10 protein-coding genes are annotated in these 13392 nt (G+C 40.0%); 2 read left to right on the top strand and 8 right to left on the bottom strand.

What is annotated here, in order from left to right:
• Window positions 1-7 precede the first annotated feature (7 nt).
• The 7 genes from rffG to trxA form a co-directional block, all read right to left on the bottom strand.
• Window positions 8-1075, bottom strand: coding sequence for a dTDP-glucose 4,6-dehydratase (gene rffG / locus DK858_RS05970; RefSeq protein WP_109396800.1), 1068 nt, complete (start codon window positions 1073-1075; stop codon window positions 8-10).
• Entirely contained in the window at window positions 1072-2334 is a 1263-nt protein-coding gene (gene wecC / locus DK858_RS05965; protein ID WP_072064613.1) for a UDP-N-acetyl-D-mannosamine dehydrogenase, read from the bottom strand. The genes rffG and wecC overlap by 4 nt, the downstream gene beginning before the upstream one ends.
• Window positions 2331-3461: a non-hydrolyzing UDP-N-acetylglucosamine 2-epimerase gene (wecB, locus tag DK858_RS05960; RefSeq protein ID WP_109396596.1), complete on the bottom strand. Its 1131-nt coding sequence runs from the start codon at window positions 3459-3461 to the stop codon at window positions 2331-2333. The genes wecC and wecB overlap by 4 nt, the downstream gene beginning before the upstream one ends.
• A gap of 119 nt (window positions 3462-3580) precedes the next feature.
• Window positions 3581-4645, bottom strand: coding sequence for an ECA polysaccharide chain length modulation protein (gene wzzE / locus DK858_RS05955; protein ID WP_109396595.1), 1065 nt, complete (start codon window positions 4643-4645; stop codon window positions 3581-3583).
• Between the two features lie 24 nt (window positions 4646-4669).
• Window positions 4670-5758 carry a UDP-N-acetylglucosamine--undecaprenyl-phosphate N-acetylglucosaminephosphotransferase gene (gene wecA / locus DK858_RS05950; protein ID WP_072064615.1) on the bottom strand — a complete coding sequence of 363 codons (1089 nt, stop codon included), beginning with the start codon at window positions 5756-5758 and terminating at the stop codon, window positions 4670-4672.
• Between the two features lie 397 nt (window positions 5759-6155).
• Entirely contained in the window at window positions 6156-7415 is a 1260-nt protein-coding gene (rho, locus tag DK858_RS05945; RefSeq protein ID WP_023583649.1) for a transcription termination factor Rho, read from the bottom strand.
• Between the two features lie 567 nt (window positions 7416-7982).
• Window positions 7983-8309, bottom strand: coding sequence for a thioredoxin TrxA (gene trxA / locus DK858_RS05940; RefSeq protein WP_006535838.1), 327 nt, complete (start codon window positions 8307-8309; stop codon window positions 7983-7985).
• A gap of 119 nt (window positions 8310-8428) precedes the next feature.
• Here trxA and rhlB point away from each other — a divergent pair, with 119 nt between their 5' ends.
• Window positions 8429-9733 carry an ATP-dependent RNA helicase RhlB gene (rhlB, locus tag DK858_RS05935; protein ID WP_109396593.1) on the top strand — a complete coding sequence of 435 codons (1305 nt, stop codon included), beginning with the start codon at window positions 8429-8431 and terminating at the stop codon, window positions 9731-9733.
• A gap of 3 nt (window positions 9734-9736) precedes the next feature.
• Complete coding sequence (gppA, locus tag DK858_RS05930; protein WP_109396591.1) at window positions 9737-11245, top strand: guanosine-5'-triphosphate,3'-diphosphate diphosphatase; 1509 nt, start codon at window positions 9737-9739, stop codon at window positions 11243-11245.
• 78 nt (window positions 11246-11323) lie between these two features.
• Here the strand turns inward: gppA and rep are convergent, their stop codons facing one another.
• Complete coding sequence (rep, locus tag DK858_RS05925; RefSeq protein ID WP_109396590.1) at window positions 11324-13348, bottom strand: DNA helicase Rep; 2025 nt, start codon at window positions 13346-13348, stop codon at window positions 11324-11326.
• Between the last annotated feature and the right edge of the window lie 44 nt (window positions 13349-13392).

The raw sequence follows: 13392 nt of genomic DNA, 5'->3' as shown, positions 1-13392 counted from the left end.
TACTTAATCAGTTCCCAAGCCCTAGACGTTCACCTGCATAAGAGCCATCTAACACACGTTTCCACCAAGTTTCGTTATTTAAATACCACAAAACTGTTTTACGAATGCCGGATTCAAATGTCTCTTCTGGTTTCCAGCCTAATTCTGCTTCAATTTTTGCTGCATCAATCGCATAGCGCAGGTCATGACCCGGTCTGTCTTTCACATAAGTGATGAGATCGACATATTGATCAACACCTTCCGGTTTTGCTGGATATAACTCTTCTAATAGTGCACAAATCGTTTTAACAACATCAATATTGCGACGCTCATTGTGTCCACCAATATTGTAAGTTTTACCCGGTGTTGCTGTTGTTGCGACTAAATAGAGAGCACGAGCATGATCTTCAACATAGAGCCAGTCGCGGATCTGTTCACCTTTACCATAAACAGGTAATGGTTTTCCTGAAATTGCATTTAAGATAATTAATGGGATTAATTTTTCAGGGAAATGGTAAGGACCATAGTTATTTGAGCAGTTAGTGATCACGGTTGGTAAACCGTAAGTGCGTAACCAAGCGCGAACTAAATGGTCACTTGACGCTTTAGAGGCAGAATATGGGCTACTTGGCGCATAAGGTGTGGTTTCAGTGAAGAAATCATCTGTACCTTCTAAATCGCCATACACTTCATCTGTTGAGATATGGTGGAAACGAAATGCCGCTTTCTTCCCTTCAGGCAAGACTTGCCAAAAATGGCGAGCCGCTTCTAATAAGGTGTAAGTACCAACAATATTGGTTTCAATAAACGCAGCAGGGCCATCGATAGAACGGTCAACATGGCTTTCTGCCGCTAAGTGCATAACAACGTCTGGCTGATATTGAGCAAATAAGCGATCAAGCTCAGCTCTATCACAGATATCGACGTGCTCAAAGGCATAGCGTTCACTGTCAGCGACAGTTGCTAATGACTCTAAATTGCCGGCATAAGTCAGTTTATCTACCACAACAACACTGTCATTGGTATTTTCAATAATATGTCGAACAACAGCAGAGCCGATAAAACCGGCTCCACCTGTAACTAAAATGCGTTTCAACGCCATACTCCTTTAGTATCTACAATCCATTTTTGAGTCACTTTACTACCTGGGATCGCTTTAAATTGTTGGTGATCAACGAGCATTAAGACAATATCAGCGTCTTTCAGTGCTTGTTCTGTTGATACTAACTCTGTGATCCCCTTCAGTTTTGTTGGTAGCTCATGAATATTTGGCTCAACTGCTAATGTCGTACCACTGTGCCAATCAGCGATTTGTTTAGTGATATTCATTGCAGGACTTTCACGTAAGTCATCGATATTAGGCTTAAAAGCTAAGCCAAAGCAGGCAATCTTAATTTCGTTTGCACGTTTACCTGTCTCTGTCAGGCAATCTGCAACAGCAGCTTTAACTTGATCAATAACCCATACAGGTTTGCCATCATTAACTAAACGCGCAGTGTGAATTAAACGGGATTGTTTTGGATTTTGTGACACGATAAACCAAGGGTCAACAGCGATACAGTGCCCACCAACGCCTGGGCCGGGTTGTAAAATATTGACGCGAGGATGGCGATTCGCCAAGCTAATTAGCTCCCACACATTAATATCTTGCTCAGCGCAGATCAGGGATAATTCGTTAGCAAACGCAATATTCACATCACGGAAGCTATTTTCAGTCAGCTTACACATTTCCGCGGTACGCGCATTAGTGATAACACATTCACCTTCAAGGAAAATCTTGTATAGCTCGCTTGCACGCTCTGACGATTTACGGTTCATACCACCCACAACACGGTCATTGCGGATAAGTTCAATCATTACTTGTCCCGGTAATACACGCTCAGGGCAGTAAGCAACATCGATATCAGCATCTTCACCTTGTTGATGAGGGAAAGTTAAGTCTGGGCGAGCTTCCGCTAACCACTCTGCCATTTTTTCAGTAGAGCCAACTGGTGAGGTTGACTCTAGAATAATAAGATCACCTTTCTTTAATACAGGTGCGATAGAGCGTGCGGCTGCTTCAACATAAGCCAAATCAGGCTCGTGCTCACCTTTAAATGGTGTAGGTACAGCAATAAGGTAAGCATCTGCTGGCTGTGGCGTGGTATAGGCTTTTAAATGACCTTCTTCAACGGCTTGTTTAACGACTTTATCAAGATCAGGCTCAACAATATGAATTTGACCTTTATTAATCGTATCAACTGCATGCTGATTAACATCAACACCGATGACGCTTTTTTTACGAGAGGCAAAAGCTGCCGCTGTAGGTAAACCAATGTAGCCGAGGCCGATAACAGAAATAGTTTCAAAACTCATAATGTCACCTGATTTTTTTTCAATGCTTCAAGAATACGTTGGCAGGCATGACCATCACCATAAGGGTTTGTCGCCTTACTCATTTGGTGATAAGCGTTTTCGTCTGTCAATAAAGAGGTTACTTCGCTAACAATACGTTTAGTATCTGTTCCCACTAAACGAACAGAGCCGGCTTCAACTGCTTCTGGGCGCTCTGTCGTGTCTCTCATCACAAGAACTGGCTTACCTAATGAAGGGGCTTCTTCTTGAATTCCACCAGAGTCGGTCAAAATAAGGTAAGCATGGTTCATTAAATAAACAAATGGGAGGTAGTCTTGTGGTTGTATTAGCTTAATATTATCAATACCATGAAGGATACGTTGAACAGGTTCACTCACATTAGGGTTTAAGTGAACAGGATAGACAACTTCTACATCTGGGTGTGCTAATGCAATTTCAGCTAAAGCTTGGCAGATCCGTTCAAAACCACCACCAAAGCTTTCTCGACGATGTCCTGTTACCAAGATCATTTTCTTGTCAGGCTGAATAAATGGATAGTGTACAGCAAGCTCATTTAAGAGTGTTTGATTGCCCATCACTCTATCACTTACCCAAAACAACGCATCTATTACCGTATTTCCTGTGACAAAAATATTTTTATCCGCAACCGCTTCTCGTACCAAATTTAATTTTGCAGTTTCTGTTGGTGCGAAATGATACATTGCAAGATGTCCTGCAATGGTGCGGTTTGCCTCTTCAGGCCAAGGGGAATAAAGATTGCCAGTACGCAATCCGGCTTCCACATGTCCGACTGGAATTCGTTGATAAAATGCGGCTAAACTTGCAGCCATAGTCGTTGTTGTATCACCATGTACTAAAACAACATCAGGTTGAAATGACGCTAATACTGGTTTTAACCCTTCTAAAATACGACAGGTAATATCCGTTAAATCTTGTCCTGGTTTCATAATATTGAGATCGTAATCTGGTTTGATCTCAAAAAGATTTAATACCTGATCAAGCATTTCTCGATGTTGGGCCGTAACACATACCTTCGCTTCAAACGAATCATCATTTGCTAAAGCGTGCACTAAAGGTGCCATTTTTATCGCTTCAGGGCGTGTGCCAAAAACAGTCAACACTTTCACAGTGGCTCTCTTTTTTTCATTGTTATATTGCTTATTTTTGGGAAAGCAATATGCCCTTATTCTCACAACATCAGGTGCCGAAACACCTGATGTCTCGTTATTGTCATCAATGACAAAATTTAATTATTATTTTTTAATGAACTGCGTCTTACTAATGCAACACCTGCACCCACTAAAACGCCAATAGCGCCCCAAAGTACCATCATAAAGGCACGACGAGGGCTATCTCGTTTTACAGGATCTTCAGGGGTACGTAGAAAACGGTAAGTTTGGAAGTTGTCTTGTAATTTTGCGCCCACAGTAAGGGTCGCTAACATTGCCGTATTTTGATCGTAATCACTATCAAAATCAGCACCTGTGGCGATTAAAGTTTCTAGCTGTGATTGCAACAGAGGTACACCTAACAGAAACAGTTTAGAATCCGGTAACTCATCAATCGCAATCGAGGTTTGTTTTTGAGAAATACCTTGTTTCTCAGCCACTTTGATTGATTGCTCTAATAAGTTAATTTGGCGTTGATACGCAGATTGAGCTGCCATTTCTTGGCGTTTAACTAGCGCTTTCATTGATTGAGTTCTAGTCGACCAAGCTGTTATTACTTCATCATTAAGATGGGTAGATGCTCTTTTATTAGCAAAAGCAATATACTCATTTAATAATTGGCTCGCTTCTTTTGATGTTTCTGCGATAAGTTTCAGTTGATCATTAACTAATTTTTTCTCATCAGCAGGCGTAAATTGAATATTGTTAATTAACTCATCCAATAATGCAGCATTAGCCTGTTCATCACTCTCTTTGCGCTGTTTAAAATAATCCGTTTGCAACCAAAACTCACGACGTGTATCAAATGCTGCAACCTGAGTAATAAACTCTTGATAAGCTTCATCTGAAATAGTTAAAGCGGATGTTTGTGCCGCTGGATTAATCTGTGTATCAAGATTGCGCAAGAATTGAGATTGCGAATAATAACTGCCTAAGTTATTAATCGTTGGTTTCTCTGTCATTGCGATCGCACTCCATTTGGGTTGCATCAAATAAGATGCACCCAGTGCAATCACGGCAAAAAGCAGAGCGAACCCTATAATCCAGCTTTTTCCTGACCAAAGTGCACAAAAAAGACCTCGAATATCGAGTTCATTATCTGGCTGATCACCCTGTCGGGAGGCGTTATTTTCCGAGTTCATCACGTTAAAAAACCTCTGCTTATATTAATGCTGTTGTGTTGCTCTACGTAAGCGACGCTTATGTCGTTTAATAAAACGAGCGACTCGCCACGCGCGTTTAATGCAATAACCATACATAACAAATGCAAGCAAGAATAATGCCAACATAAACCATTCAGGTACAAATGATAGGTTCTGACCGATAATACCAATCGCGGCTAATAACGCGGCTGACAATGTAATCAGAATGAAAGCTTGGCGGGAGGTAAAACCTGCACGCATAATCAAATGGTGAATATGTTGACGGTCTGGAGAGAAAGGACTCATTCCTTTACGTAAACGACGGTACATAATTGCCACCATATCCATAAGAGGGATAGCAATTATCCATAATGCAGTTACTGCTTTAACTGGGCGAGGCTGAGTTTGTGTGGATGCAACCAATAACCAAATAATAGTAAATCCAATCAGTGTACTTCCCGCATCGCCCATAAAGACTTTGAATTTTTTACCGCAAACGCCTAAGTTTAAAAAGATATAAGGTAAAATTGCCGCGATAAATGAGAAGCACCAGAATGCAAGAGCGGAGTTGCCACCTTGATATAATAAAATACCAAGTGCACCAAAAGAGACACAAGAAAGACCGCCTAATAACCCATCAATACCATCAACCATATTAAAGGCATTGATTGCTGCCCAAACCGCGAAAAGTGTAACAATATAGCCGAAAGGCCCTAAATGCATTTCCCAAGGACCAAAAGCATGACCTAGTGTGTCGAGTTTTAACCCCGCCCCCACCATCATCACGATCCCAACAAAAGCTTGGATTGTTGCTCTAATTTTGACACTTATATCGAAGCGATCATCTAATGCGCCGATAAAAACAAGAAGTCCCGCACATGCCAGATACAATTCCTTATGAGGAATATAGATATCTGAAATATAAAATGCGAAAACAATACCAAAATAGACTGATATTCCGCCAACTAGGGGGATCAATCCATGATGTTTTTTACGATAATTCGGTTTATCTACGAGTCCAATTTTCTTTGCAATTTTACGAGCCAAGAATAAAAATGCGAAAGAAAATAAGAACACATAAAAAACGCTTGTGCTCATTTTTAGTATATCCACAGTACGGTTCTCTATAATAAATATAGCTGGTTATTTTACGCTTCCATGTGTTTTTATTCTTTTTCCAGCCTCACCACGACGAGTTTATTCAAAACCCACCACCCCTCATCAATTATAAGTTTTCCTTAACTATTTTTATTGATGCCATCGCTATTTTTATCAATTACCAAAACATGCAATATATATACCAACATCTCACTAAAATATTGCAATCTAAATTTGGATTACATCCATAAAAAACAAAAAACGCCACAACTATTGTGGCGTTTTCATCATATCGTCATTCTTACAAAATAAACGAGCTTAACAGCATATAAATTGAGGTGATATTACTTATTCTGTAATAGAGCACACTATTTTAATCCTATTCTCAGCTCAATCACTTTGTTAATACACTTTATGAACGTTTCATAAAGTCGAAGAACTCTTCATTGGTCTTAGTCATTGCTAACTTATTAATGAGGAATTCCATTGCGTCAATTTCACCCATTGGATGAATAATTTTACGCAAGATCCACATTTTTTGTAGCTCATCTTGAGACGTCAGTAACTCTTCTTTACGTGTACCAGAACGATTGTAATCAATTGCTGGGAAAACACGTTTTTCAGCAATTTTACGAGACAGGTGTAATTCCATATTACCTGTGCCCTTAAATTCTTCGTAGATAACTTCATCCATCTTAGAACCCGTATCGACTAATGCTGTAGCAATGATAGTTAAGCTACCACCTTCTTCAACATTACGAGCCGCACCGAAGAAACGTTTAGGACGATGTAATGCGTTTGCATCCACACCACCTGTTAACACTTTACCTGATGAAGGAACAACAGTGTTATAAGCACGCGCTAAACGTGTGATGGAGTCTAACAGGATAATAACGTCTTTTTTATGCTCAACTAAGCGCTTCGCTTTTTCAATCACCATTTCTGCAACTTGTACGTGGCGAGAAGCGGGTTCATCAAAGGTTGACGCAATAACTTCACCTTTAACTAAGCGTTGCATTTCTGTCACTTCTTCTGGACGTTCATCAATCAGAAGTACCATTAATACACAATCGGGGTAGTTATGAGCAATATTTGCTGCAATATTTTGCAGCAACATGGTTTTACCTGCTTTTGGTGGAGCAACGATAAGACCACGTTGACCACGGCCAATAGGTGCCGCTAAGTCAAGAACACGCGCGGTTAAGTCTTCTGTTGAACCATTACCACGCTCCATGCGTAAACGATTATTAGCATGTAAAGGTGTTAAGTTTTCAAAGAGGATTTTACTGCGGGCATTTTCTGGTTTATCAAAGTTAACTTCATTAACTTTTAGGAGGGCAAAATAACGCTCACCTTCTTTAGGAGGACGAATTTTCCCTGCGATGGTGTCACCAGTGCGAAGGTTAAAACGGCGAATTTGACTTGGAGAAACATAGATATCATCGGGACCAGCAAGGTAGGAACTGTCTGCGGAACGTAGGAAGCCGAAGCCATCCTGCAATATTTCCAGCACACCGTCACCGAAAATATCTTCTCCACTTTTCGCGTGTTGCTTCAAGATAGAGAAAATAATGTCTTGCTTTCTCATTCGAGCCAGGTTCTCTAGCCCCATATTTTCGCCAAGTGCTATCAGTTCTGATACCGGCGTATTTTTTAATTCGGTAAGATTCATAATGGTGGGTTCTTAATAACTCGGGGTAACTCTCGAACTATGAACGTGAATAGTATAACAGCGAATCGCTGTCAGTTTCGTCATGTGTAAAATTACAGATTATAACTTTCTAACATAAAGGTATAACTAAAATGATAATGTTAGAGAGTGTTAATACTATATAGACCAGTCTGCTTTATCCCAGAGAAGTGACATTCATTTTCGTGATGCATGAGTGTACTTTCAACTTATGGGTTAGGAACATACTTTGGAAAAATTTATATTCCTTGAATACTATAGATTATTCTAAGGCAACTTGACTGGTTAGATGAATTCAGATTACTTATATTAAATATCATTTTAGATTAAATATCATATCATGTTATTCAATTCTATTACTTTGCACGCTTGATATTCAATATCTCAGACTTATTTAATCATGTCTAATCATATTGACAAGTAGATCCGATATATTATGTAAGTAAGTGGCGCTAACTTACCATGCTTCGAAGCGGACGTCTAGCGGTCAATAACAGAAATACTGACAAGATCTAAACGTCCTACTTTATTTTTGATATCTAAATCAAATTAGATATTTTCGTCTAAAAACTCTTTCAGTTGAGTTTTTGACAATGCGCCTACTTTTGTCGCAGCAACTGCACCGTTTTTGAATAAAATTAGTGTAGGAATACCGCGAATACCGTATTTTGGTGCTGTCAGCGGGTTTTGATCGATGTTTAGCTTCGCAACTGTTAATTTACCAGCGTATTCTGTTGCAACTTCATCTAGAATAGGAGCAATCATTTTACATGGGCCACACCATTCAGCCCAGAAATCAACAAGCACAGGGCCGGTTGCATTTAATACATCAGCATCGAATTTGCTGTCAGATAAGTGAAGGATTTTATCGCTCATTGTTCTACTCCAAAGAATAATATTGACCGTACCAGTGTAACATTAAATAACAAAAGTCTGTCTGCATTTCAGCGGATAAACTTTTGTAATGCAACCTATAACTGATATTCTATTACATTATGAGCAAAACATATTTGACAGAAAAGAAGTTTTCCGACTTCGCCTTGCATCCCAAAGTGATAGAAGCCCTTGAAAAAAAAGGGTTCTCTAATTGTACACAAATTCAGGCATTGACGTTACCTATCACTGTGAAAGGTCAAGACATTGCCGGGCAAGCCCAAACAGGAACAGGAAAAACGTTGGCGTTTTTAACCTCAACGTTTCATTATCTTTTAACACACCCGGCTAAAGAAGGGCATGAAACTAATCAACCTCGTGCACTTATTATGGCGCCAACACGCGAATTAGCTGTGCAGATTTATTCTGATGCTAAAGAGCTTGCGCAAAGTACAGGAATTAAAATGGGTCTCGCCTACGGTGGCGATGGCTATGACGAACAACTCAAAGTATTAAGTAATGGTGTCGATATTGTTATTGGCACAACAGGTCGTTTAATTGACTACGTTAAGCAAGGACATATTAACCTTAACGCAATCCAAGTTGTGGTACTTGATGAAGCTGACAGAATGTACGATCTCGGCTTTATTAAAGATATTCGTTGGATCTTCCGCCGTATGCCAGTTGCCACTGAGCGTATGAATATGCTGTTCTCTGCAACGCTTTCTTACCGTGTAAGAGAACTGGCTTTTGAGCAGATGAATAATCCTGAATATGTTGAAGTGGAACCTGAACAAAAAACAGGTTTTAGCATAAAAGAAGAACTCTTTTATCCTTCAAATGAAGAGAAAATGCGTCTTCTTCAAACATTAATTGAAGAAGAATGGCCAGATCGCTGTATTATTTTCGCCAATACAAAACATCGCTGTGACGACATTTGGGCACACCTTGTCGCCGATGGACACCGCGTTGGTTTATTAACAGGTGATGTACCTCAGAAAAAACGTCTACGCATTTTAGAAGATTTTACCCAAGGTAATCTTGATATTCTGGTTGCCACTGACGTTGCCGCTAGAGGTCTTCATATTCCATCAGTAACTCATGTTTTTAACTATGATTTACCTGATGATTGTGAAGACTATGTTCACCGTATTGGTAGAACAGGACGCGCTGGAAATAGTGGTAACTCAATCAGCCTTGCATGTGAAGAATATGCACTGAATTTACCAGCAATTGAAACTTATATTCAACATGCTATTCCTGTGAGTAAATATAATAGTGATGCGTTATTAACTGATCTCCCTGAGCCTAAACGCCGTCACCGTCCTCGCCAAGGTCAGCCTCGTCGCAATAATGCGTCTGCGCGAAATAATAGAGGAAATAATACTCAACGTAACAACCGAAATAAACGCCCGAGTCATCCATAAATTATGCTGAAATCCTCATCACTTTATGCTGCTATTGATTTAGGTTCTAACAGTTTTCATATGTTAGTCGTTCGAGAAATCGCGGGCTCTATACAAGTGCTTTCCCGTGTAAAACGTAAAGTTCGACTCGCTGCGGGCCTAAACAGTGAAAATGAATTGTCAGAGCAGGCAATGGAACGCGGTTGGCAATGTTTACGACTTTTTTCTGAATATCTACGTGATATTCCAGCTGAACAAATCAGAGTCGTAGCAACAGCCACATTACGTATTGCTAAGAATGCGGATATTTTTGTCGCAAAAGCGTCTGAAATATTAGGTAATACTGTTCATGTTATCAGTGGTGAGGAAGAAGCGCGCCTTATCTATCGTGGCGTTGCACATACTACTGGTGGTGCAGAGCAACGTTTAGTCGTCGATATTGGTGGGGGTAGTACAGAGCTGGTAACTGGTACGGGTGCTAAAACGACGCAATTAATGAGCTTAAGTATGGGCTGTGTCACTTGGTTAGAGCGCTATTTTACTGATCGCTCTTTAACTCAAGAAAATTTTGCTAAAGCACAAGACGCAGCCAAAGCGATACTCGCCCCAGTGGCAGATAAATTAATTGAGCAAGGCTGGCAAGTGTGTGTGGGTGCCTCTGGTACTGTACAAGCATTACAAGAGATCATGATTGCTCAAGGTATGGATGAATTAATCACTTTACCTAAGCTTGAGCGACTCAAATACAAAGCCATTGAGTGTGGAAAACTAGAAGAGCTGGAAATTGAAGGACTTACTTTTGAACGCGCTTTAGTGTTTCCAAGTGGGCTTGCTATCTTAATCGCCATATTTGAAACACTGCATATCGACAATATGATCTTAGCAGGTGGGGCATTACGAGAGGGGTTAGTCTATGGAATGTTGCATCTTCCTATTGAGCAAGATATCCGCCAACGTACTCTTCGTAATGTCCAGCGCCGGTTTCAAATTGATATTGAGCAAGCACATCGAGTTCAACAACTGGCAGAACACTTTTTTATCCAAGTCAGTAAAAGTTGGCAGTTAGATAATCGTTGCCGTGAATTGCTTAATAGCGCTAGTGCATTACATGAAATTGGCCTAAGTGTCGATTTCCGCCAAGCACCTTCACATGCAAGCTATCTGATCTCTCATCTTGATTTACCAGGATATACTCCTGCCCAACGACGTTTATTAGCTTCTTTGCTAAAAAACCAAACTGGGATCATCGATCTTGCCCCCCTTAATCATCAAAATGCCCTGCCGATAACTCAAGCCAATCGACTAGTGCGTTTACTGCGATTAGCCATCATTTTTGCTAGCCGTCGCCGAGATGATACGCTCCCAGCATTACGATTACGCACTGAAGATGAAAAACTCATTATTACATTGCCATATCAATGGCTTAATGATCATCCATTGCGTGCTGAAAATCTCCAAGAAGAGATCCAACTTCAGAGTTATGTCCATTGGTCTTTAATGATTGAAGAACAAAATAGCTCTCGTATAAGTTAACCTTTTTACTTATACAAAAATAAAAACCCCTTGGCGATCAATATGCTAAGGGGTTTATTTTATCTACTGTTCTCTACGCTATTCCGGTTTATGCCTTGCCAACATCGCTCTTAATCCTGCAACACCTTTTTGCCCTTTCTCTTGTTTTTCCTCTGCACTTAACACTTTCTTTTTATTGGTATCCCAATTCAAATCATCTTGAGGTAACTCATAAAGAAAGCGGCTTGGATCAGGTTTGATTAATTCACCATATTGACGCCGTTCTTTACATAACGTAAACGTAAGTGTTTTTTGTGCTCGAGTAATTCCCACATAAGCAAGACGTCTTTCTTCTTCTACATTATCTTCATCAATGCTACTTTGATGTGGCAATATCCCCTCTTCCATTCCCACTAAAAACACATGAGGAAATTCAAGACCTTTAGAGGCATGTAACGTCATTAACTGAACTTGATCTAACTCTTCTTCTGTTTCTCCTCGCTCCATCATATCACGCAAGGTAAAACGGTTAACGACTTGGGAAAGCGTCATAGGCTCATGTAATTCATCACCTTCAAGCATTTCACTCATCCATAAAAATAGCTGATTAATATTTTTCATCCTCATTTCTGCAGCTTTCGCACTACTTGAGGTTTCATATAACCAACTTTCATAATCCATTTCATGCAATAAATCACGCACAGCTAATAGTGGCTCTCGTTCTGATTTTTGTACTATACGCGACATCCATTGTGAAAATGCTTGTAATGAATTCAAGCCTCGGCCTGTTAATGTTTGGCTTAACCCTAAATCAAAGCAGGCATTGTATAAGCTTTTATCTCGAACTTTTGCCCACTCACCTAATTTTTGGATCGTCATAGGTCCGATTTCACGACGAGGCTTGTTCACAATACGTAAAAATGCGGCATCATCATCAGGATTAGTAATAACGCGTAAATAGGCTAGAATATCTTTTATCTCTTCTCGTGAAAAAAAAGAGGTTTCACCTGAAATACGATAAGGAATACGATTTTGCATCAAGTATTTTTCAAAAATACGAGACTGATGATTACCACGATAAAGGATCGCATAATCCTTATAATTAGTTTTATTAATAAAGTGATGGGCAATTAATTCACCAGCTACACGCTCAGCTTCATGCTCTTCATTATTCGCCGTTAAAACTCGCAGTTCATCACCATAACCTAATTCTGAAAAGAGTCGTTTTTCAAAGACATGGGGATTATTCTCAATCAAGATATTCGCTGATTTTAAAATACGCCCAGAAGAGCGATAGTTTTGCTCAAGCTTGATCACATTAAGTTGTGGAAAATCTTTTTGTAATAACACTAAATTTTGAGGGCGAGCGCCACGCCATGAATAAATGGATTGGTCATCATCGCCGACAACCGTAAAGCGAGCCCTTTCGCCAACCAACCATTTAACCAATTCATATTGACTGGTATTAGTATCTTGATATTCATCCACCAGCAAATAGCGGATACGTCTTTGCCAGCGCTCCCTCACTTCTTCATTCGTGCGCAATAACATAGTCGGTCGGCTAATTAAGTCATCAAAGTCGAGCACATTGCAACTACGCAAATGTTGTTCATAACGTCGGAAGCATTCGGCAAATGTATGATCTTGTTGTGATCTCGCCATTCCCATTGCTTGTTCTGGCGTAAGCATGTCATTTTTCCAGTTAGAGATTTGGCTCTTTAACTGGGAAAGTAAATCTTTATCTTCTTCTAATAAATCAGCCGTTAATTCTTTGAGCAAGGCGGATTGGTCTTGATCATCAAACAATGAAAATTTCGCTTTAATACCGAGTGCTTTATATTCACGTTTAATAATTTCTAATCCCAAGGTATGGAACGTTGAGATCATTAACCCCTTCGCTTCTTGTCGACCTAAGGTTTGAGCAACACGCTCTTTCATTTCACGTGCTGCTTTATTGGTAAACGTAACCGCTGCAATTTGCTTTGCTGAGTATTGGCATTGACGAATAAGGTGTGCAATTTTATTGGTAATAACCCGTGTTTTACCTGAGCCCGCACCAGCCAAGACCAAACAAGGGCCTGACACATATTCCACTGCTTTTTGCTGACCAGGATTTAATCGCATACTTTTTCCAAACTTCATTAACCAAGAACATAACGGGGAATAAT

Origin of the sequence: Proteus faecis, from assembly GCF_003144395.1 — a bacterium.
GTDB classification, from domain to species: domain Bacteria; phylum Pseudomonadota; class Gammaproteobacteria; order Enterobacterales; family Enterobacteriaceae; genus Proteus; species Proteus faecis.
Note: the sequence above shows the minus strand (reverse complement) of the source record. Positions and strands in the feature narration are given on the sequence as shown.

What these genes read in the sequence shown, in the direction of transcription:
- wecC (WP_072064613.1), bottom strand. Translation starts at nt 2,334, where the DNA reads ATGAGTTTTGAAACTATTTCTGTTATCGGCCTCGGCTACATTGGTTTA.
- wzzE (WP_109396595.1), bottom strand. Translation starts at nt 4,645, where the DNA reads ATGAACTCGGAAAATAACGCCTCCCGACAGGGTGATCAGCCAGATAAT.
- rho (WP_023583649.1), bottom strand. Translation starts at nt 7,415, where the DNA reads ATGAATCTTACCGAATTAAAAAATACGCCGGTATCAGAACTGATAGCA.
- trxA (WP_006535838.1), bottom strand. Translation starts at nt 8,309, where the DNA reads ATGAGCGATAAAATCCTTCACTTATCTGACAGCAAATTCGATGCTGAT.
- rhlB (WP_109396593.1), top strand. Translation starts at nt 8,429, where the DNA reads ATGAGCAAAACATATTTGACAGAAAAGAAGTTTTCCGACTTCGCCTTG.
- gppA (WP_109396591.1), top strand. Translation starts at nt 9,737, where the DNA reads ATGCTGAAATCCTCATCACTTTATGCTGCTATTGATTTAGGTTCTAAC.
- rep (WP_109396590.1), bottom strand. Translation starts at nt 13,348, where the DNA reads ATGCGATTAAATCCTGGTCAGCAAAAAGCAGTGGAATATGTGTCAGGC.